Raw genomic sequence first — 20,031 nt, forward strand, 5'->3', positions numbered from 1 at the left:
TACTTTGGAAGTAGTCGATTTACTTATCCTTTTTGGCGTAGGCCTACTCGCAGGTGTAATTAATACCCTGGCTGGGGGTGGTTCGCTTTTAACACTCCCTGTACTCATATTTATGGGTTTACCCCCAGTTGTGGCCAATGCAACAAATAGAATAGGCATATTTTTCAATGGGATTTTCGCTATACAAGGCTTTAAAAGCAAAGGCTCTAAAATAAACAACTACGCTATTGGCTTAGGAATTACGGCCTTTTTTGGCGCTATAATAGGCTCATATATTGCCATAGAAGTTAAGGGTGAAACCTTCAATAAAATTCTAGCAGGGGTAATTGTACTCATTGTGGCTTACATGCTTTTTGGCAAGAAAAACAGCCAAAATGTGGCGGAGAAAACTGATGGTAAAACAAAAATCATCGGGCTTGTCACTTTCTTCTTTATAGGAATTTATGGAGGCTTTATTCAAGCAGGTGTTGGTTATTTAATTATGGCAGCCCTCACTTTTGTAAATAAGTTTTCTTTACTGAAAACTAACATTGTGAAGGTGGTTATAGTACCTATATATACAGTCGCTTCAATAGGAATATTTATCTATAATGATCTGATCAATTGGGAACTGGGGTTTGCGCTGGCCATTGGCAGTGCACTTGGCGGATGGCTAACAAGTCGTTGGAGCACCAAAATAGAAGAGAAATACGTAAGATACTTCGTCATGTTAACAGCCATTGGTTTTGCTATAAAACTCTCATTCTTTTAAGCCGTAAGAGTAGTTGTTCTTTAAAGAGACAACTCAGAATTAGCATAAGTATTTTTATCTTGAACTATGGACGAATTAGTCACAGGACTTAAGCAATCATTTCTTAATTACATCTCTCCTTCCGAAGCCGAACTATCCAAATTTATTGCACCTTGGACCACTTTCGAATTTGAAAAGAACGTGATCATTACGGAAGTAGATCAGATAGAGCCCTATTTTTATTACGTTCATCAAGGTCTTATCAGAGGCTATTTTTTGAAGGAAGGGGTCGAGTATAATATGGGGTTCTCTTACAATGGCGAATACAGTGGCGTTTATGATTCATTCATTACTCAACAGCCTTCTACTTGGACACTAGAAACAATTTCAAAAAGTAAGGGGCTGAAGATAAGCTACAAGGATTTAATGCAATTGTTAGATAATTATAAACTGATGGAAAGGTGGATGAGACTGTTCTATCAGAAAGTACTGGTTGGCTTTGGCATATTCACTAAAAGTATGCTTGCCGATAGTGCTGAGGAAAAGTATAATCGATTGATAAAACAAAGTCCACATGTAGTTCAGCTAATCCCTCAAAAACATTTGGCCTCATATTTAGGGATGACTCCAGAGACATTTTCAAGAATGAGAAAAAAAGTAAAAGATTGATTTATTGATATAGATCAACATAGAATATTGAAACAATGCAGACCTTAGCTTTATAAACTAAATATCATGGTCACAACATCAAAACAAATCCTTTCCGAAGCATCTAGATCGGTTGAAAACTTATTGGCAGAAGTAAAATCACTTCTTGAAGGGCTTGACGAAAGAACGCTTAACATGCCTGAAGATGTGAACAAGTGGAGTATACTCCAATGCTTAAAACACATGTCATTCGCCATTGAAGTTTATAATAAAAACGTAGAAAAGGCATTTCAAAGTGGAAAACATAATACGCCTTCAGAAAAGTATAAATCGCATTGGAAGGGCGATATGTTTACCAGGTTAATTTCACCAAAAGATAATGGTGAAGTCACTAGACCTATGAGAACATTTAGTGCCATGAATCCTGTTCAAGTCTTAAATGCGGAAAGCGTAATCACAGAATTTTTTACGTTACATGAAAAATTTGCAGAGCTCATCAAACAGTCAAGCGAATTTGATATCAACAAAGTCAAAGTAAATACTGCCCTAGGGCCATTAGTAAAATTAAGACTAGGCGATGCTTTCCGTTTTGTAATTGGCCATGCTGAAAGACACCTGGTTCAAATAAAAAGAATTAAGACTGTAGTAAATCAAGTCCCTGCATAATTAACTAACTTGTCTGTAGAATGTCCATTGAAGAAGCAGACAAGCAAGAAGAGGAAGAAGATTTACAGCCAAGAAGGCGCGGCTTTGGCAGCATCGGTACTGGCATTGCTATTGGCATTGGTATTGGCGTAGCAATAGATAATATAGGAATTGGTGCTGCAGTTGGCATCGCCATGGGTGTTGGTTTTGAACTCATAAATAAAGTAGCAAATAAAAAAAGGCCCTAAGGCCTTCTTATTTTTAATCTCATTTCTTAGTTATTCAGTCACGGGAGTCACTTTATAACCTGCCTTTTTCAAGAGCCTGATTACACCGTTTTTACCACCCAAATGAGCCGCTCCAACAGCGACAAAAATTGATTTCTCCTTTGTTAATGTCTCAATTTTTGAGATCCAGTTTTTGTTTCTATTCGTGATTAGCTCTTCCTCATACTTTTTGAATTCTGGGAAGTTGTTGAAAATATTCCCTAGGGCTTCTACGTCTTGAGCCTTATACGTTTCAACCATTTTTCGCCAATCAGTTTGACCACTCTCTTGGTTTTCTATATAATCAACTATCCATTGAATTTGCTCTTCTTGAGGTATATCATCAAAAATTGACATTTGAAAAGTTGCCGTTTCCAATCCTGAAATGATCATTTCATTTGTCACTGCCATTTCTTGAAATGAGTTTTCATAAGAAGCCATTTCTTCGCAGTCCATCACCATAAGTTGCAGTATAGAACTAATGGCAAATGGTTTCATAACACCCATTCGACTCATACCCACACCTAAACGTTCAGTAAGTTTAGCGTCTAATGCTTGATACTGGCCTTCCGTTAGTAATCCCTTATAATCGACTGGTTCTGTCGCGACCATAAGTTCTTGTGCTTTCCTCAACTCACTACCGTCAGACATGTTTAGTTCCATCACTAACTGATCGGTACTATTGAATGCCGCTTTCACATGATTGCCCATGAAAAAATCATCCGGACAAATAATATGTATCGTTCCATATAGGTAGGATTTTTCAGTTAACCCATTGCCGCTAATTTCCCATAAAAGTGATTTTTTTTCCTTTTGAGCATTTACATCCTTAGAAAAGGAAAAGCCAATTAAAAGACAAAGTATTGTGTATGCTATGTTGTTTCTTCTATTCATATTTTGATTCTTTTCAACCAAACTATAGTCTTACCAAAGAGTGTTTACTAATAATATGCTAAGCGGATATATGCCTGAATGAATGAAGCATATGAGTCTATCAAAATAATAAGCCCAACATACTTTTGCCTCTTTTTATAAGCTGATGAAATACCCTAATTGAGGGGTATAGAGATAAGGGCCTCAGTTAGTTGAATTTATAGGCGAGATTTAGCACCTTTGGGCATGCGAATACTGACATTCTACGCATTTCTTATTCTCCTTGTATTAGGCGGCGACCTTCATGGTCAAGAAAGCGTTGATGTAGTTTCTTTTAACATTAGGTATGGCACACCAGGCGATGGTGAGAATAAATGGAAAAGCCGAAGAGATAGAGTCTTTACTATTTTCAAAAGATACCGAGAAGGAATAATCGCTACGCAAGAAGCACTTCCCTTACAGATAGATCAAATTCTAGAAGAGGTTCCTCAGCTTGATGTTGTATATCGGTCTAGAACTGAAAAGGACGGAGCTGGTGAATCAAACGCTATTTTTTATAACAAGAAGACGTGGAAGGTCATAGATCATGAAACCTTTTGGCTGTCGAACACGCCAAGCAAACCCGCTTCCAAAAGTTGGGGAAATACGCTACCGAGAATTAGCACCATGGTGGTTTTTGAAAATATAAATACTGGTAAAAGGATAAAAATCCTGAATACACATTTAGATCGTCAGTCCAACAATAGCCGAATCAGAAGTGTCGAATTAATTCTGCGGAATCTTATGACTGAGGCTGAAAATATGCCAAAGGTATTATTGGGAGATTTCAATGTGAGGGTAGAAGATAATATAATCTCCAGGGTAAAAGAGTTTTTTGAAGACACTTACACAGGAAATGAACTCGAAGGCTGTACTTTTCATGGCTGGAACGGCGGGAGCCATTGCTCAAGAATAGATTACATTTTCTACGATAAAGAAGAGAACTTGTCTTTGGTAGAGTTTAAGATAGATCGTTGGAAAAGTAAGCAGCTCTACCCTTCTGATCATTACCCACTTGTGGCTACTTTCCGGCTGAACTAGCCTTTTTCTTTCTATTGGTAATAAATACACCTAAAAGAATGGCACCAATTCCACCCAGTTGGCCTGCAGTAAGTATCTCTCCATCAAATAAGCCCCATGCCATCGCAACTATCGGTATAAGATAGGTTACCATGCTCGTGAAAATTGGTGTTGTAATCTGTACCAGTCTATTGAAAAGGATTAAAGCTATAGATGTACTCATTACCCCAAGCAAACTTATATAGCCTAATGCATCCCATGCACCAGGTGCATTCGAAATTTTATCGGTAAAATCAGTTCCAATAAATAAGTACCCAGCGGCCAACGGTCCTACTAAAAGAATACTAACTCCAGTAATTACAACTGCATTTAAATCTGCCAAGTAGTACTTAATAAAATTTAAGTTCATACCATAACACATCGTGGCAAGCACTATAAAAATTGCATAAAGATTGAAACCAGAAAACCCACCATCGCCACTAGCAGTTAGCAAAACTACAGTACCTAAAAAAGCCATGAAAATTCCTAGATACATCGATTTTTCAAACTTCTGCTTAAAAAACAATGCCCCAACAATCAAGACAAAGATTGGCGTTAAACCATTCATTACGCCAGTTACACCACTATCTAATCTGGTTTGACCTAATGCAAAAAGAAATGCAGGGATAAAACTTCCTAAAAGGCCAATACCAAACAAGAGTTTAATGTGGCGTTTCGAAAGCTTTTTCAGCTTAGGAACACTTATTGGTAATAGAAATATACAGGCTGCCAAAATGCGCAATGCTCCTACCTCTCCTGCGCTATAAACGGCCAATCCACGCTTAATAAGGATAAAAGACGAGCCCCAAACTAAGGCCAGAATAATAAGAATAGTCCAAGCAAGAACCTTTGTGTTTTTCATGATTTGATATGCCAACAAGAAATCAAACCAAAGCGTTCACTCCTTCGAAAACTACTGAAATCTCATCTAGTAACTCGAACAGTTCTTGTGGGTTTTGTGACTCTACAAGCTTAGTTCTGTAGGGTTTAAAATCACGAATACCTCTGAAATAATTGGTATAGTGCCTTCTCATTTCAAAGATTCCTTGGCGCTCACCTTTCCAATCGAGTGAAAATGAGAGGTGTTTTTTAGCTACCGAAACTCTTTCTTTCAAATTTGGAGGAGCTAATGTCTCTCCTGTTTTCATGAAATGTTTGATTTCATTGAAAATCCATGGGTATCCGATAGAAGCACGGCCAATCATGACACCATCTACGCCGTACCTATTTTTATATTCTAAAGCCTTTTCTGGAGAATCGATATCACCATTTCCGAAGATAGGAATATGAATATCAGGGTGATTTTTTACTTCACCAATCATCGTCCAGTCAGCTTCGCCTTTATACATTTGCTGTCGGGTGCGGCCATGAATAGAAAGCGCTTGAATTCCAACATCCTGAAGACGTTTTGCCACTTCTACAATTTGTATTGTGCTATCGTCCCAGCCCAAACGAGTCTTTACTGTAACAGGTAAGCTCACCTGCTTGACAATCTCCTCTGTCATCTGTTGCATTTTCGGCAAATCCAACAAAATACCTGCACCAGCACCTTTACAGGCTACTTTTTTTACTGGGCAACCGTAATTAATATCGACAATTTCTGGATTTGCACCCTCAGCAATTTCTGCGGCCTGACGCATAGACTCTATCTTGTCACCAAATATTTGGATGCCAATTGGCCGTTCATAATCGTATATATCTAGCTTCTGAACGCTCTTGTAAGCATTCCTAATTAAGCCTTCAGATGAAATGAACTCCGTATACATTAAATCAGCGCCGTTTTCTTTACAAACAGCTCTAAATGGCGGATCACTTACGTCTTCCATTGGTGCAAGCAACAATGGGAAGTCTCCTAATTCTATGTTTCCTATCTTAACCAAACCCTATTCGAAAATTCGCGTAAATTTACGCGATTATGGCGAGAATCGAGAAAGGAATAGACATCACTGGAGGAAGATCTGAATTATCTTCCTTTTTAATCGTATTAGGCTTCGTTTTCATTGGCTTTTTTGTGGGTCAATTTGTAGGAGCAATTGCTTCTATAGTTTTCGCACTTATTAATGGTGCCCCAACGGATGTTTTAACTGAAGACCCCACCGTACTTTATGACTATTTAGGCCTTGGAGAAGTACTAACGACACAGGCAACGTATACACTCTTCTTCTGCTTTATCACCCCATATGTCTACTTAAGGGCGATTGCCAGAAAAAATATTGATGTACTTTCAAACGAAAGAGGTGTTCAGTTTCCTTTAGTATTTGCCACTATTGTAGGTACATTTTGTTTCTTATTTTTAAATGCCTACTTCATTGAATGGAATGCAAATATTCACTTTCCAGAGTTCATGTCGGGTTTCGAAGATTGGGCAAGAGACCTCGAAGATCAGCTAGCAGAAACAACCGAAAAATTTACAACGTTTAATAATTTCACTCAATTCTTATTCGGGTTTGTAGTCATAGCCGTTTTACCGGGTATTGGGGAAGAATTTTTATTTAGAGGTGTTTTGCAAAATAGTTTGCACCGCTGGACGAAAAACGCTCATGTCGCGATATGGGTTTCTGCATTTATTTTCGGTGCTATTCACTTGCAATTTTATGGTTTGGTTCCAAGAATGATGCTGGGCGCCGTTTTCGGATACCTCTACCTTTGGTCTGGAAACATTTGGTACCCAATCATATCTCACATTGCGAACAATGGTTTTGCTGTTATAGCCGTTTACTACGCGCAAGTGGAAGAAACAGCTCCAAACCTAGACGATACGGAAGCCTTTCCAATTGGTTTACAAATAGGCGGATCACTCATTTTTATTGCTTTTATGTTCTTATTTAGAAATCATTATCTTAAACAAAAGCAATCGAGTGAGTAGTTGGCAAACCGTATTTAAAAGCACTAGTTCTCACCAGGCAGAAATTGTAAAAGACATCCTTGTCAACTCTGGCCTAAAAGCCATAGTCTTTAATAAGCAAGACCATGCCTATAAACTAGGAATGGTAACAGTAATGGTAAACCCTGACTCTGTGATGCCTGCCATCAAGATAATATCTGAAGAAATTAAATTCGAAGATGAGTAATCTAGCAACCAGAGCAATTACAGCATTAATCGGTGTGGCCATCATTATTGGTGCTATCGTTTACGACTACAGGTCGTTCGCTATCCTATTTCTTATTCTTGCTATTCTTGCTTTAAACGAATTCTACGGTCTGCTAAAGTCGGCCGGAACAAAACCCTTTAGAGCTTGGGGATTAGTACTCAGCCTAGTGCTTTTTGTACTCACCTTCGTTAATTGGACGGAAGATTTCGAGCAAAAATACCTTTATGCTATCCCTGTGTTAATAGGGACGTTATTTATACTTCCACTGATAAGAAGTGATAAAAAAAATGTGCTCAGTTCAGTAGCCATGTCCATTTTGGGCGTGTTGTACATCGTCATTCCTTTTTGCCTAGTAATACCGATTGCCTTCTTAGAAGGTACTTTTAACTATGAACTAGTCTTAGGGATTCTTTTCGCGCAATGGGCAAATGACACTGGCGCATATTTTACAGGAAAAACTTTTGGTAAGACGAAGCTTTATGAGAAAATATCGCCCAATAAAACCTGGGAGGGTGCTATCGGTGGATTACTTATTGCTGTTGGAATTTTATTGATTTTTGGAACCTACTTTAATCAATTAACTACAATAGAATGGGTAGGACTGGCAATTGTTGTTAGCGTTTTTGGTACAATCGGCGACCTTGTAGAGTCACTTTTTAAAAGAACACTCGCCATAAAAGATTCTGGTAGTACGCTTCCGGGCCATGGAGGCTTTTTAGATCGTTTTGATGGACTTATTTTGGCCTTACCATTCGCTTTTGCCTATCTTATACTCATAGGATAAAACATCTTATCCCGCTCTGAGTTAAACACTTAGTCAATCGTTAAGTATATAGATCTTCTCATAGGCACACTAACTGGTGTTGAAATCGTTTGTATAGTAGATAATTAGACAAAAAAATACTTAATTTTGACACAAACTTAAATCAACAATAAGTTCCCTATGGGTTACATTGAACCGGCTCCGATCAAGGACAAGGCAAATCCTTTTGAGTCAATGATGTCTAGATTTAACATTGCTACTGAAGCATTGGGTTTAGACGAGCAAGTTTACAACGTTTTAAAATCTCCATCCAAACAAGTTTCTGTTTCTCTTCCTGTCACTATGGATGACGGATCAATCAAAGTGTTTGAAGGTCACCGTGTGATCCACTCCAACATTTTAGGTCCTTCAAAAGGTGGTGTGCGTTATGCAATGGATGTTAACATTGACGAAGTGAAAGCACTCGCGGCTTGGATGACGTGGAAATGTGCCGTGGTAGATATTCCATACGGTGGTGCAAAAGGAGGTATTAAGTGCAATCCGCGTGAAATGTCTGCTGGTGAAATCGAGAGATTAACTAGAGCATATACGCAGTCTATGGCAGGCGTTTTTGGTCCTGACAGAGATATTCCCGCTCCAGATATGGGTACAGGTCCAAGAGAAATGGCTTGGCTTATGGATGAGTATTCAAGGTCAATGGGTACTACTGTCAATGCCGTGGTTACAGGTAAACCGCTCGTTCTTGGTGGCTCTTTAGGTAGAGTAGAAGCTACAGGACGCGGCGTAATGGTTTCCGCTTTAGCGGCCATGGAAAAATTAAAAATCAACCCTTATCATGCTTCAATTGCTGTTCAAGGTTTCGGTAATGTAGGTTCTTATGCTGCTTTACTTATGGCAGAAAGAGGTTGTAGCATTACCGCTGTGAGTGACATCTCAGGGGCTTACCACAATGAAAATGGCATTGATGTACGAAAGGCTATAGAATATAGAAATGGTAACAACGGAACCCTAGAAGGTTTTGAAGGTGCTGAAATGATGGACGATCCGAATGATCTGTTAGTGCTTGACGTTGATGTACTTGTACCAGCTGCTGTTGAAGACGTAATTCATTCAGGCAATGTAGATGATGTTAAAGCTAAGTTGATTGTAGAAGGTGCAAACGGACCTACTTCGGCTGAAGCTGATGCCATAATAAACGAAAAAGGGATTATGGTAGCGCCAGATATTCTAGCAAATGCTGGAGGTGTAACTGTCTCTTATTTTGAATGGGTTCAAAACCGATTGGGTTATAAATGGACTAGAGAGCGTGTAAATCGTAGATCTGATAGGATTATGAAAGATGCGTTTGACAAAGTTTATAGCGCATCGATAAAATATAAGGTGCCAATGAGAATAGCAGCCTACATTGTTGCTATTGACAAAGTCTCTGAGACTTATAAGTACAGAGGTGGGTTCTAAAAAATACTGATGATTAATATTCATAAAGAAGGAAGAGTACTACTATTAGTACTCTTTCTTGTTATAGTCGCTACTGCTACAGGACTGCTTTATTTAGTTAACGTTTCTCAAAACGTGTTTTGGGGCGTTATTGGCTTTGAGGGACTCATTTTTTTATTCTTTCTTCAATTTTTTCGTAATCCAAAGCGAAAAATTGAACTCAACGACAAAAGCATTATTGCTCCAGCCGATGGTAAAGTGGTAGTGGTAGAAAAAACCACCGAAGCCGAATATTTTAAAGGTGAAGAGCGTATCCAAGTTTCCATCTTCATGTCGCCACTAAATGTACATGTCAATAGAAACCCAGTTACCGGATTAATCAAATACTTCAAGTACCATCCCGGGAAATACTTGGTCGCTTGGCACCCAAAATCAAGCACTGAAAACGAACGTACCTCAGTAGTTTACGAGATTCATAAAGGCGTAGAAATCCTAGTAAGACAAATAGCTGGCGCTGCCGCTCGACGTATTAAATGGTATATAGAAGAGAACCAAAGCGTTATTCAAGGCAAAGAATTCGGCTTTATCAAATTTGGTTCGCGTGTCGATCTATTCTTACCAATAGATACGAAAATCAATGTGGAAAAAGGTCAAAAGACCATTGGAGGGCAAACTGTAATTGCCGAATTAGAGTAGTTTCTCTACTATTCTCATCAATTTTTCAAGATACTCTCGATCCACTTTGTCAAAATGATTTAGAACATCCGAATCTACATCTAAGATTAAGTTTACTTCTTCGTTTTTGAAGGCTGGTAATACAATCTCTGATTTAGAAGCAGAGCTACAGGCAATATGGCCGGGAAACTCATCTACATTATCTACGATTATGGTTTCTCCTTTGGCCCAGCTCGTTCCACAAACGCCTTTCCCTTTCATGATTCTGGTACAAGCAATTGGTCCTTGAAACGGGCCCAGAACTAGTTGTTCTTCTTTAACTTGGTAAAAACCAACCCAGAAAAATTCCATCCCATATTTTAAAGCAGAAGCAATATTGGCTAGGTTGGCTGTTAAATCAGACTCACCTGTTACCAAAGCCTCTATTTGAGGAATCAGTGACTGATACTTTTCTGCTTTTGAAGTATGCTCTTCGATAATTAGTTCTTCCGCCATAATGCTTAACCTAACTTTTTAATAATTCAGATGGTTCCGTATTGCTATAAAAATTCAACTTATCCGTACCAATTGATTTTGACGATATGAGATCTCCAGCTATTTTTGGCGCTGCTATGCCTTCGTTGAATACAGTTTGGGTAGAAAATATGCGTGCCTCATCCCATAAATTTTGAGTAATAAACGAGTTTAACAAACCACTACCCCCTTCAATAATTATTGATTGAATACCACGTCCATTTAAGTCTTTCAAAATAGAAGAGAGATAGTCACCATTGTTCACTCGCACAAAAGATACATTGTTAGCCTCTGAAGTTTGGGTGTCATTATAGACCAAGGTTGGTTGATGGCCATCAAATAGGTTTAAATCTTTTGATAGTCTTAGCTGCTTATCTATCACAACCCGTACTGGGTCTTTGCCAGACCAGTCCCTAACATTCAATCTTGGATTGTCATAATGGGCTGTGTTGGTTCCAACCATTATGGCATCCTCTTCTCCCCTCCATTGATGAACAAGTGCTCTAGATTCCTGATTACTGATCCATTTAGAATCAAAATTCTTTCGAGCAACGAAGCCATCAGCAGTTTGCGCCCACTTCAGGATAATAAAAGGTCGATTTGCTTCAAGAGAAGTGAAAAACCTTACGTTCATTTCACGACAATCTTGCTCTAAAACACCAACCTCCACTTCTATTCCTGCCGCTTTTAGTCTCGCTACTCCTTTTCCACCAACCTCAGGGTTACTGTCTATTGTACCGATCACAACCCGCTTCAATTGCTTTCTAACCAAGAGATCAGCACAAGGAGGCGTTTTTCCAAAATGTGAGCAAGGCTCCAAGGTTACGTACGCCGTAGCGCCAATTAGTCTGGCCTGATCCTCTACACTTTTAACCGCTTGAACTTCAGCATGATCTTGACCTGCTGGCTGGGTATATCCTTCTCCAATAATTTCGTCTTGGCCAACAATTACACAGCCAACCATTGGATTTGGGCTGGTTGTTCCCCTGCCGAATTCGGCAAGTTCAAGCGCACGTCGCATATAATGATTATCGTTCATCTTAATTATTGGTAGCGCAAGTTAGGCAAACAAGGGAATTAATTCACTTATTTTGTGTGATGCCAAAGGCGAAATCCAAAGACCTTTTACTACGAATTCAGAATAGAATCGGAGCTATATATGACGATAGAGAAAGTGCCTCTATAGCACGAAACTATCTCGCCGATCGCTATAACTTGACGTCAATTGACTTGGCCATGAATCAGTTAGTTGACGTCGAAGAAGATCAGCTAGAAACTGATTTAAAAAGATTGGAAAAAAAGATTCCATACCAACATATAGTTGGCTTCAGTTATTTCTTAAACAGAAAGTTCTTTACAAATGAGCACACACTTATTCCTAGGCCCGAAACAGAGGGATTGGTGGATTGGGTGCTAAAAGATGCTCGTAAAATCGACCCAATCATTTTAGATATCGGAACTGGAACTGGCTGTATTCCAATCTCTATAAAATTAGAATTACCGAATTCTGATTGCACAGGCGTCGACATTTCAAGTGAGGCGTTAACATTGGCTAAATCAAATGCAAAAGCGCTTTCTGCATCTGTAAATTTTGAACACCTAGATATTTTAAGTGCTGACTTGGACGCTGATTCATTTGATGTGGTGATAAGCAACCCGCCTTATATACCCCTGAGAGAAAAAACAACAATGCACGACAATGTGGTCAATCATGAGCCACATGTAGCCCTTTTTGTACCCGATAACGACCCACTTTTGTTCTATCGCGTTATTGCCGAAAAGTCATTCAATGCTTTAAAACCTGAAGGCAAATTATATTTCGAAATTCATGAAGCATACGGGAAAGACACCTGCAGCCTACTGAAAAGTATTGGCTACGCGGATGTGATCATGCAACAAGATTTACAAGGTAAAGATCGGATGATCCGTGTCTCGAAACCATAATAACTATGAAGAAACCATTAATCCTTTTACACGGTGCTTTAGGGTCAGAAAATTCACTCGCTCCGCTAAAAGATATTCTGGCAGAATCTTTCGACTTATTCAGCTTCAATTTTTCAGGACATGGTAGAACTAGTTTTTCTGAAGCCGGCTTTGGTATAGAAGTCTTTGCTGAAGAATTAGAGGTTTTTATAAAGGCAAATAACCTAATAAAACCCAACATTTTTGGATATAGCATGGGTGGGTATGTGGCGCTTTATCTTGCTGCGACACAACCCAATACAATTGGGAAAATTGCCACATTGGGTACCAAATTTAATTGGAACCCAGAAAGTGCTGAGCTTGAAACCTCAAGGATGAACCCTGAAGTGATGAAGGAAAAGATACCTTCCTACACCAATTTTCTGGAGAAAAATCACGGCGATAAATGGGAAGAACTTGTTCAACAAACAGCAGCCATGATGTTAGAGCTCGGTGACGCACCGCTGTTAAATCATGATACTCTAAATCAGGTAAATTCAGCCGTTCTAGTTTTAAGAGGAGGCGCCGATCATATGGTAGGTCAAGAAGAATCTAAAAAAGCCGTTTTAGCCATTGAGAATGGCTTATACGGCGAGTTCCTTGAAACAAAGCATCCGATTGAGAAAGTCGACCCTAAAGTTCTAGCGGCATCGCTCAAACGTTTTTTCTAGACATCGGGGCTTATTTTGCCACCGTTTTTTCAAATCCATTACTATTTATCTAGAAGTTTTACTATTTATATAGTTTATCTACTATATTTATAGTAGATCAGATTAATTGATATGAAAGAACTCACAAAAGCAGAGGAACGCATCATGCAAATCCTATGGGGACTGAAAAAAGGTTTTACCCGTGATATTCTAGACCAATTCAAAACCGATAAGCCAAGCTATACCACTGTAGCTACGGTATTGTCAGTATTGGAACAAAAGGGATTTGTGAATTCTGAAATGCTAGGCAATAGCAAACGGTATGAGCCGCTCATAAGTAAAGAAAAGTATAGTGACTTCGCGATGTCAAACGTGATGGGAAAATACTTTGAGGGGTCTCTCAGCAGAGTAGTTTCGTTCTTCGCCGACCGCGAAAAATTAGATATCAATGAACTTGATGAGATTATCAAAATTCTTGAAGATAAAAAAGAGGAGGACTAATGCTGACCGATCTATTTATATGGAGCTTAAAGGCAAGCCTACTCTTTGCCTTGATCTATGGTACTTATTGGGTGCTCTTTAAAAATAATACTCGATTCCAATTTAGAAGAACAGTTTTGTTACTGAGCCTTTTGGTCGCATCCATCATTCCACTTTTAGACCTACAAATCTCCATTAGTGAAGAACACCCACTAATGGCATCTATTCCTGAAATCAAGTCAATAGGAATGGAGAAAGTCGAAGTTGAAACTATTTATTCCGAGATCTCAACGAGTCCAACGGCATCGATAAACTTATCAGAGGTTTACTGGCAAGATATTATCCTAGGAATTTATGGCTTAGGCTTATTAGTATCGCTGTCATTAATGCTGATTGAGTTACTCCGGCTTGCTCGCTGGTATTATTTTGGTGCTCGCCGAACTGATATTCAGGACAATGTGATCACCCACAGAGGCATTAAATATCCATTCTCGTTCTGGAAATGGATTTTCGTACCACAGGGCACAGACTATGACCAAGAGATTTGGAAAATCATAGAGAAGCATGAAAGTGCGCACCTTGAACAAGGACATACCATTGATATGGTACTATGTGGTTTTTCTCAATGCCTATTGTGGTACAACCCAATTATCCATCTCTTTCAAAAAGAACTAAGGGGTAACCATGAAGCTTTAGCAGATCGACATGTTCTAAAATTTACTGATTTCAATACTTATGCAAAAGCACTACTCTCAGTAAGTGTAAATGCAAATACAATATCATTGGGCCACTCTTTTGCCCTAGTTTCTTCCTTATCAAAAAGGCTCAAAGTCATGAAAACAAAGAAAACACACGCATCACAAACAATATTCTCCGCGCTATTCTTAGCGATTCTTATGCTAGCACTGGGTACAGCAAATGCGCTCCAAGGCCAAGAAACAAAAGAGGAAGCGCGAGCGAAAGTTGCCGAAAAGATTGCTAGAGGATCTTTCTCATTTATGTTTTTCAATAAGATCACGACCAAGCATCAACGTATCTTGGATAAACTAAAAGCCGATAATCCGGGAAAGGTTATTTCTTATCGCTATTTGGCGAATGAGCGTTATCAAGAATATCTAGCCTCGTTTCAACCTGATCAAGAAACGCTCTTTTTCGATAAATTGTCAGAAGAAGAACAAGAAGAACTTTATCAGATTGCGAATCGAGATACAACCTTAAGAAACGTCAGTTTTAGATCCGATGCCAAGTCCGAATACAGTTTTACTTTTAGTGATTTCTTCGAAAACGACTTTACTGCCATCAAAAGGCAGGCAAAATATGTCGTGATGTATGAGTCACTTCCCAAGAAAAAAATATCAGACCAGCCCATCTATGACGCGAAAGAAGTAGACAAACTGCCGGCGCCCATCGGCGGGCTTTCCAATTTTGAAAAATCAATTGCGTTGGATGCGGAATTACCTAATGATATTGATAAAACCCTAATGCCCAAAACGATTGACTTTGTGCTAGTGGTGAATGGTGGCAATAGTATTTCAGAACTAAACTTAGTCACTGATATAAAAGAGGACAGTAAAGAAATTGATAAGATCTACAAGTTTATGGGTACCCTCCACAATGAGATACTAGAAAAAATTAGGGCTTATTACCCATGGAAAAGGGGTGTAAAAGATGGCAAAGAAGTAAGGGTTAGAATGAAAATTGCCATCCCAACTCGCTACATGTGATTAAATATGTTTGAGAATTACACCTTGGCTAGCGCTTTTGTGCTAGCCTTTTTTATTTAATGATAAATATCGGTCTGCACATCCTCTACTATCCAAAGCGGTTTGTTATTGGTCCAAATTTTTACACGGCCATTTACTTGTGCCGTTAATTCTATCGGTTCTAGCAGCATTTCATTTACCCAGTCGGCATAAAACCCCTCAGAGCTAAAGAAAGTACTTCTCGCCACTGGATGAATACCGAAAAGCTGTCCTCCTGAAACCCATTTTTCAAACTGCCCATTCGGAGCGAAAACCCATTTTTTGTCGTTATAGTAAATGACGGTATCTATGGTATCTAAGTACTCTTTTGTCAGATCGAGTGCTCTTGAATCATATAATCTTGCCAAAACATTTACTGCACTGTGCTTCTGATCGCTTAGAAATATATAGCCACAACTCAATAGGTCTTCAGACTCAAAACCGAGTAATTGTACGGGAGATTGAGGCTTCAATTTTGGTTTGAGGACTTCTAAATCTTTGGCCTGGGCCACCACCACATCAATCTTTATTCCCCAAGATAGTACCTCATCTAGCGCATATGCAGTAACAATTATCGTTGGACTCCATTCCAACAATAAGTCAATGAATTCTGTACTGAGTGTACCTGCATCATCGATTAAAAGGGCAGGCTCCTGCTCGTCTCTTACAATATGGTGTGATGACATAAACTATATGGCTCGTACCTGTTGAGGCACCTGAATTGCTTCGTTTTGCACAATTTCGCTCCAAACTAGCGCACTTGCACCTAAAACGGCAGCATTTCTATCCATTAATTCAGAAAGGCGGATGTTTATTTTGCCTTTATACCCAGGGTAAAGGTATTCATTGAAGGAATCCATTGTAGGTTTTATTAGAATATCACCGGCTTTGGCGAGGCCGCCAAAAAGGAATATTGCTTCAGGACTGGTTACTGCGGCAGCATCTGCCAACTTCAACCCAAGTATATCGGAAGTATATCGATAGGCTTCGAGCGCGATTGGATCACCTGCTAAAGCCATTTCAGTAATTTTCTTTGCCGTTAGCGATTCATAAGTATATGAACGCAAAGGCGTTTCATCGTTATTGGTAGCCAAAAGTTTAAATACAGTTCTTTTAATACCAGAGGCAGAGGCATAGGTTTCTAAACAACCTCTTTTACCACAATTACATTCACGGCCATCAGGGTAAACATTGGTGTGACCAAGTTCTCCGGCCAAGCCATCGTGGCCATAGATTAGCTTACCACGTGTCACTAAACCTGAACCTAAGCCTGTACCTAGCGTAACGACTATGAAATCGTTCATGTTTTTGGCACCTCCAAAGACCTTTTCCCCGATAGCGGCGGCGTTGGCATCATTGGTTAAAACCATTGGTAGGTCGAAATATTCTTGGAACATTTCAATAAAAGGCACAATTCCTTTCCAATTCAAATTGGGCGCGTGTTCTATTGTTCCTTTGTAATAATTGCCATTAGGCGCACCAATACCGATACCTAATATTTCAAAAGGTTCATTAATTTGATTCAAGCCATCTTTGATAGCTTCGCTCAATGCGTCTAAAAATGGCTTAATTTCTAAATGGGTATAAGTAGGTATAGAACCTTCCATCAGGACGTTCCCTTCAACATCACTCAAACCGAATTTGGTGAATGTTCCTCCTATGTCTATACCAATTGCTGTTTCCCTCATGGCTCTTTTTTGGGATCAGATGACTCTAACTCCGTATTTAGTGGCTAAAAAATCGGTTAAGGGTGATTTTTCGTAGATTAATTCCAATATCTACAATCTCAAGGCATAAACTCTTACATGAGTTTTAATATCTCTGTAAACGATTGCATAAAACAATTCGTCAACAAAATTTGAATCTCTGAATAATCAATAGGATTAGGGATGTGACTAAAAAAGTAATGAAAAATATAAAAGGGTAGCCTCTTTTCATGAAGAGACTACCCTTTAAGTGATTAGAAGGATAAACCTAATGATAACAAGAAGTTTGTACCTGCTTGCGGATAGAAATAGTTCTCTCTTACTTCAAAATCTAGACCTCCGAAGTAGCCGAAAGTATAGCCATTAGACTCGTATTCATGACTAAAGAGGTTATTCACCAACAAGTTCACTGAAACTCTTTTTACAAGTTCAGTAGAAAAGCTATAGTTAATTCTTAGGTCATTGACGAAAAAGGCATCGATTTTTCGGTTATCATTTGACGTATTATCCAAAAACTGTTCTCCTACATATTTCGATAATAGACTAAATTCTAAGCCCAAGGCAGGCCTAAAAGCTAATTGGCTACCTGCTACAACGCTTGGTGAAAAACTGATATCAGTGTCACTGAAATTAGTTCTTACTTCATTGAACTCGTCAAAAGCTGCACCAAAATCAAAGATTACCTCGTCAAATGACTGAATTCTATTCTGACTGAACGCCACATTGGCCGACCAAAAAAGATTTTTCGCAACCTTGGTTGTTCCTGAAAGCTCGATACCCATACGGTAACTATCAGGCACATTAGTTCTAATACCGGCACCAACATCATTTACTTCACCAGTTAGTACCAATTGATTTTTGTAATCCATCAAATAGTAATTGAATTCAAAGGCACCATTGGTTGACTGACGCTTATAGCCAATTTCAATGTTATTCAACGTTTCATGCTTAGGATCTACTCCTGGTGCGGCATCAATAATATCAGATCGATTTGGTTCCTTATTACCCACTGCAAAAGAGGCATATAGATTGGCATTTTCTGTAAGCTGGTAAGTTGCTCCTACTTTAGGGTTGAAGAAATTAAAGTTCTTATCGAAATCGATTGGTCTTAAATCGTTATCGATTCCCATTCCGTTATAACTGACACTTCGGAACTGTATGTCACCAAACAAATTTAATTTTTCGCCTGCCTGATAGTTTACCTTAGCATACGTGTTAAAATCTACCTTTTGTGACTCGCTTTCGTAATATCGCTCTCTGATATCGCTATTTCCGGCAAACCTTGCCCAAATAACTTCTCCAAAATGATCGCCAATGTATTCATTTAATGCCCCTCCGAAAGTGACATCAAGATCTGTTGAAGTATAGTTTAAATCATAAACCACCCCGTAGAAATCATTATCCAACCATCGTCTTCTGATCAAATCAGAACTTGAAATAGTTGCCCCTCCAATCACTACATCAGCAATTCCATAGTCGGCCAAGTCATCGTCGTTTCTAAACTCTTCGAAGAAACCGGCACCCTTTGTATAGTGCCCTGCTAGGGACATATTCCATTCGGTGTTGAAGTTATGACTCATGTGCAGTTGGTAATGATCTTGTCCATAATCGTCTACCTGGTTATCGTATTCATAGAAGTTGTAACTGCGCCCCGAATTCCTCAAGTTTTCAGCCTGAGCATTGGTAAAACCGTTATTTGCAATTACTGCTTCAATTCCAGCGGCATCATTTCTAAGTCTTGCTTCAGGTGTTCCATACCAACTTTGGTAAGTCACTTCATCCCCGCCAAAAGTGATGAATTTAATGCTCGTTTTCTTACCAAAATAGCCTCCTGACAGGTAATAAGATTGCAAGTCAGATGATGCACGATCTACAAATCCATCTGAGCTAATTTGGGATAGCCTTCCTTCAAATGCCCATTTGTCTTTGAGCAAACCGGTAGAAAAGATGGCGTTATATTTTTGCGTGTTGAACGATCCTACACTTGTGTTCACTTCAGCTCTAGCATCTTGACTCAATCCATTGGTTAAGATATTGATCGATCCACCAAAAGCGCCAGCACCATTCGTAGATGTACCTACACCACGTTGTACTTGAATATCGGCAGCAGAAGAGGCAAAATCAGGTGTATTGACCCAAAAAACGCCTTGAGATTCTGAATCATTTACTGGAATTCCGTTAATAGTCACGTTAATTCTGGTCGGATCGCTACCTCTAATTCTTATCCCTGTGTAGCCAATTCCAGCCCCCGCATCGGAAGTAGTCACTACCGACGGAGTCCAATTCAAAAGAAAGGGTAAGTCTTGCCCTAAATTCTGTTTTCGAATCTCTTCGGCACCCACATTCGTATAGGTTGTCGGGGTTTTTTCTGTGGCTCGTGTTCCTGTTACTATAACATCGTCTAAGCTCGTAGTACTTATTTCGAGCGCTATCGATAGGTCTAAATCTCCAGTAAGATCAATTACTTCATCATATCGCTTATAACCTACCATATAGGCCACTATGCGATACTTTCCTGCAGCTAAGTCCTTAAATTCAAACTCACCGCTTTCATTCGTAGGCTCTCCTAGCGTCGTTTCAATTAAAACAACTCCTACGCGCTGTAACTTTTCTCCATTTGCGGCATCCGTTACAGTTCCTTTAATGGTGTATTGCGCAAATACACTCAATCCTGTCAGCAGCAAAGCCGACATCAATACTAATTTTCTCATTATTTAATTTAAAATGGTCAAACTTAGAAGTGCTAAAGGG

At 39.1% G+C, this 20,031-nt stretch carries 22 protein-coding genes; 14 read left to right on the plus strand and 8 right to left on the minus strand.

Annotated elements, in window-relative coordinates; all coding sequences use genetic code 11:
• Positions 1-4: 4 nt before the first annotated feature.
• The 4 genes from JXQ92_RS15630 (at position 5) to JXQ92_RS15645 (ending at position 2,271) form a co-directional block, all read left to right on the plus strand.
• Positions 5-751 carry a sulfite exporter TauE/SafE family protein gene (locus tag JXQ92_RS15630; protein ID WP_421987572.1) on the plus strand — a complete coding sequence of 249 codons (747 nt, stop codon included), beginning with the start codon at positions 5-7 and terminating at the stop codon, positions 749-751.
• Positions 752-817: 66 nt separating this feature from the next.
• A complete protein-coding gene (locus tag JXQ92_RS15635) occupies positions 818-1,399 on the plus strand; it encodes a Crp/Fnr family transcriptional regulator (RefSeq protein ID WP_421987573.1) in 582 nt (193 codons plus the stop codon).
• A 66-nt stretch (positions 1,400-1,465) separates the two neighbouring features.
• Positions 1,466-2,044 carry a DinB family protein gene (locus JXQ92_RS15640; protein ID WP_421987574.1) on the plus strand — a complete coding sequence of 193 codons (579 nt, stop codon included), beginning with the start codon at positions 1,466-1,468 and terminating at the stop codon, positions 2,042-2,044.
• A 20-nt stretch (positions 2,045-2,064) separates the two neighbouring features.
• On the plus strand, positions 2,065-2,271 hold the full coding sequence (locus JXQ92_RS15645; RefSeq protein WP_421987575.1) for a hypothetical protein: 207 nt from the start codon (positions 2,065-2,067) through the stop codon (positions 2,269-2,271).
• Between the two features lie 30 nt (positions 2,272-2,301).
• Here JXQ92_RS15645 and JXQ92_RS15650 read toward each other — a convergent pair whose 3' ends face one another.
• Positions 2,302-3,183: a TraB/GumN family protein gene (locus JXQ92_RS15650; RefSeq protein ID WP_421987576.1), complete on the minus strand. Its 882-nt coding sequence runs from the start codon at positions 3,181-3,183 to the stop codon at positions 2,302-2,304.
• 225 nt (positions 3,184-3,408) lie between these two features.
• Here JXQ92_RS15650 and JXQ92_RS15655 point away from each other — a divergent pair, with 225 nt between their 5' ends.
• Entirely contained in the window at positions 3,409-4,242 is an 834-nt protein-coding gene (locus JXQ92_RS15655) for an endonuclease/exonuclease/phosphatase family protein (RefSeq protein ID WP_421987577.1), read from the plus strand.
• On the opposite strand, the gene JXQ92_RS15660 is transcribed toward JXQ92_RS15655, so the two are convergent.
• Together JXQ92_RS15660 and dusB are read right to left on the minus strand one after the other, a co-directional pair.
• The gene (locus tag JXQ92_RS15660) at positions 4,223-5,122 is read right to left on the minus strand and encodes a DMT family transporter (protein WP_421987578.1); all 900 of its coding nucleotides are present in this window, start codon (positions 5,120-5,122) and stop codon (positions 4,223-4,225) included. The two genes, JXQ92_RS15655 and JXQ92_RS15660, sit on opposite strands and share 20 nt — an antisense overlap.
• Before the next feature lie 22 nt (positions 5,123-5,144).
• Positions 5,145-6,140: a tRNA dihydrouridine synthase DusB gene (gene dusB / locus JXQ92_RS15665; RefSeq protein WP_421987579.1), complete on the minus strand. Its 996-nt coding sequence runs from the start codon at positions 6,138-6,140 to the stop codon at positions 5,145-5,147.
• A gap of 35 nt (positions 6,141-6,175) precedes the next feature.
• Here dusB and JXQ92_RS15670 point away from each other — a divergent pair, with 35 nt between their 5' ends.
• The 5 genes from JXQ92_RS15670 (at position 6,176) to JXQ92_RS15690 (ending at position 10,248) form a co-directional block, all read left to right on the plus strand.
• Positions 6,176-7,126: a CPBP family intramembrane glutamic endopeptidase gene (locus JXQ92_RS15670; protein ID WP_421987580.1), complete on the plus strand. Its 951-nt coding sequence runs from the start codon at positions 6,176-6,178 to the stop codon at positions 7,124-7,126.
• Positions 7,119-7,331: a hypothetical protein gene (locus JXQ92_RS15675; RefSeq protein ID WP_421987581.1), complete on the plus strand. Its 213-nt coding sequence runs from the start codon at positions 7,119-7,121 to the stop codon at positions 7,329-7,331. The genes JXQ92_RS15670 and JXQ92_RS15675 overlap by 8 nt, the downstream gene beginning before the upstream one ends.
• A complete protein-coding gene (locus JXQ92_RS15680) occupies positions 7,324-8,136 on the plus strand; it encodes a phosphatidate cytidylyltransferase (protein WP_421987582.1) in 813 nt (270 codons plus the stop codon). The genes JXQ92_RS15675 and JXQ92_RS15680 overlap by 8 nt, the downstream gene beginning before the upstream one ends.
• 159 nt (positions 8,137-8,295) lie before the next feature.
• On the plus strand, positions 8,296-9,573 hold the full coding sequence (locus JXQ92_RS15685; RefSeq protein ID WP_421987583.1) for a Glu/Leu/Phe/Val family dehydrogenase: 1,278 nt from the start codon (positions 8,296-8,298) through the stop codon (positions 9,571-9,573).
• Between the two features lie 12 nt (positions 9,574-9,585).
• Positions 9,586-10,248 carry a phosphatidylserine decarboxylase family protein gene (locus tag JXQ92_RS15690; protein WP_421987741.1) on the plus strand — a complete coding sequence of 221 codons (663 nt, stop codon included), beginning with the start codon at positions 9,586-9,588 and terminating at the stop codon, positions 10,246-10,248.
• Here the strand turns inward: JXQ92_RS15690 and JXQ92_RS15695 are convergent.
• Positions 10,240-10,722: a GAF domain-containing protein gene (locus JXQ92_RS15695; protein WP_421987584.1), complete on the minus strand. Its 483-nt coding sequence runs from the start codon at positions 10,720-10,722 to the stop codon at positions 10,240-10,242. The two genes, JXQ92_RS15690 and JXQ92_RS15695, sit on opposite strands and share 9 nt — an antisense overlap.
• A gap of 10 nt (positions 10,723-10,732) precedes the next feature.
• A complete protein-coding gene (gene ribD / locus JXQ92_RS15700; protein ID WP_421987585.1) occupies positions 10,733-11,779 on the minus strand; it encodes a bifunctional diaminohydroxyphosphoribosylaminopyrimidine deaminase/5-amino-6-(5-phosphoribosylamino)uracil reductase RibD in 1,047 nt (348 codons plus the stop codon).
• 59 nt (positions 11,780-11,838) lie between these two features.
• On the opposite strand from ribD, the gene prmC reads away from it, so the two are divergent.
• The 4 genes from prmC (at position 11,839) to JXQ92_RS15720 (ending at position 15,556) form a co-directional block, all read left to right on the plus strand.
• Positions 11,839-12,684 carry a peptide chain release factor N(5)-glutamine methyltransferase gene (gene prmC / locus JXQ92_RS15705; RefSeq protein ID WP_421987586.1) on the plus strand — a complete coding sequence of 282 codons (846 nt, stop codon included), beginning with the start codon at positions 11,839-11,841 and terminating at the stop codon, positions 12,682-12,684.
• Positions 12,685-12,689: 5 nt separating this feature from the next.
• The gene (locus JXQ92_RS15710) at positions 12,690-13,373 is read left to right on the plus strand and encodes an alpha/beta fold hydrolase (protein ID WP_421987587.1); all 684 of its coding nucleotides are present in this window, start codon (positions 12,690-12,692) and stop codon (positions 13,371-13,373) included.
• 111 nt (positions 13,374-13,484) lie between these two features.
• Entirely contained in the window at positions 13,485-13,853 is a 369-nt protein-coding gene (locus tag JXQ92_RS15715) for a BlaI/MecI/CopY family transcriptional regulator (protein WP_421987588.1), read from the plus strand.
• On the plus strand, positions 13,853-15,556 hold the full coding sequence (locus JXQ92_RS15720; protein ID WP_421987589.1) for a M56 family metallopeptidase: 1,704 nt from the start codon (positions 13,853-13,855) through the stop codon (positions 15,554-15,556). Before JXQ92_RS15715 ends, JXQ92_RS15720 begins: the two co-directional genes overlap by 1 nt.
• Positions 15,557-15,612: 56 nt before the next feature.
• Here JXQ92_RS15720 and JXQ92_RS15725 read toward each other — a convergent pair whose 3' ends face one another.
• The 3 genes from JXQ92_RS15725 to JXQ92_RS15735 all read right to left on the minus strand — a co-directional run bounded on the left by JXQ92_RS15725 (position 15,613) and on the right by JXQ92_RS15735 (position 19,991).
• Positions 15,613-16,260 (minus strand): hypothetical protein, encoded by a 648-nt coding sequence (locus JXQ92_RS15725; RefSeq protein WP_421987590.1) that lies wholly within the window; start codon positions 16,258-16,260, stop codon positions 15,613-15,615.
• Between the two features lie 3 nt (positions 16,261-16,263).
• Positions 16,264-17,262: an ROK family protein gene (locus JXQ92_RS15730; protein ID WP_421987591.1), complete on the minus strand. Its 999-nt coding sequence runs from the start codon at positions 17,260-17,262 to the stop codon at positions 16,264-16,266.
• A gap of 272 nt (positions 17,263-17,534) precedes the next feature.
• On the minus strand, positions 17,535-19,991 hold the full coding sequence (locus tag JXQ92_RS15735) for a TonB-dependent receptor (protein WP_421987592.1): 2,457 nt from the start codon (positions 19,989-19,991) through the stop codon (positions 17,535-17,537).
• Positions 19,992-20,031: the final 40 nt, after the last annotated feature.

It is taken from the genome of Roseivirga sp., assembly GCF_049099775.1.
Classification (GTDB): domain Bacteria; phylum Bacteroidota; class Bacteroidia; order Cytophagales; family Cyclobacteriaceae; genus Roseivirga.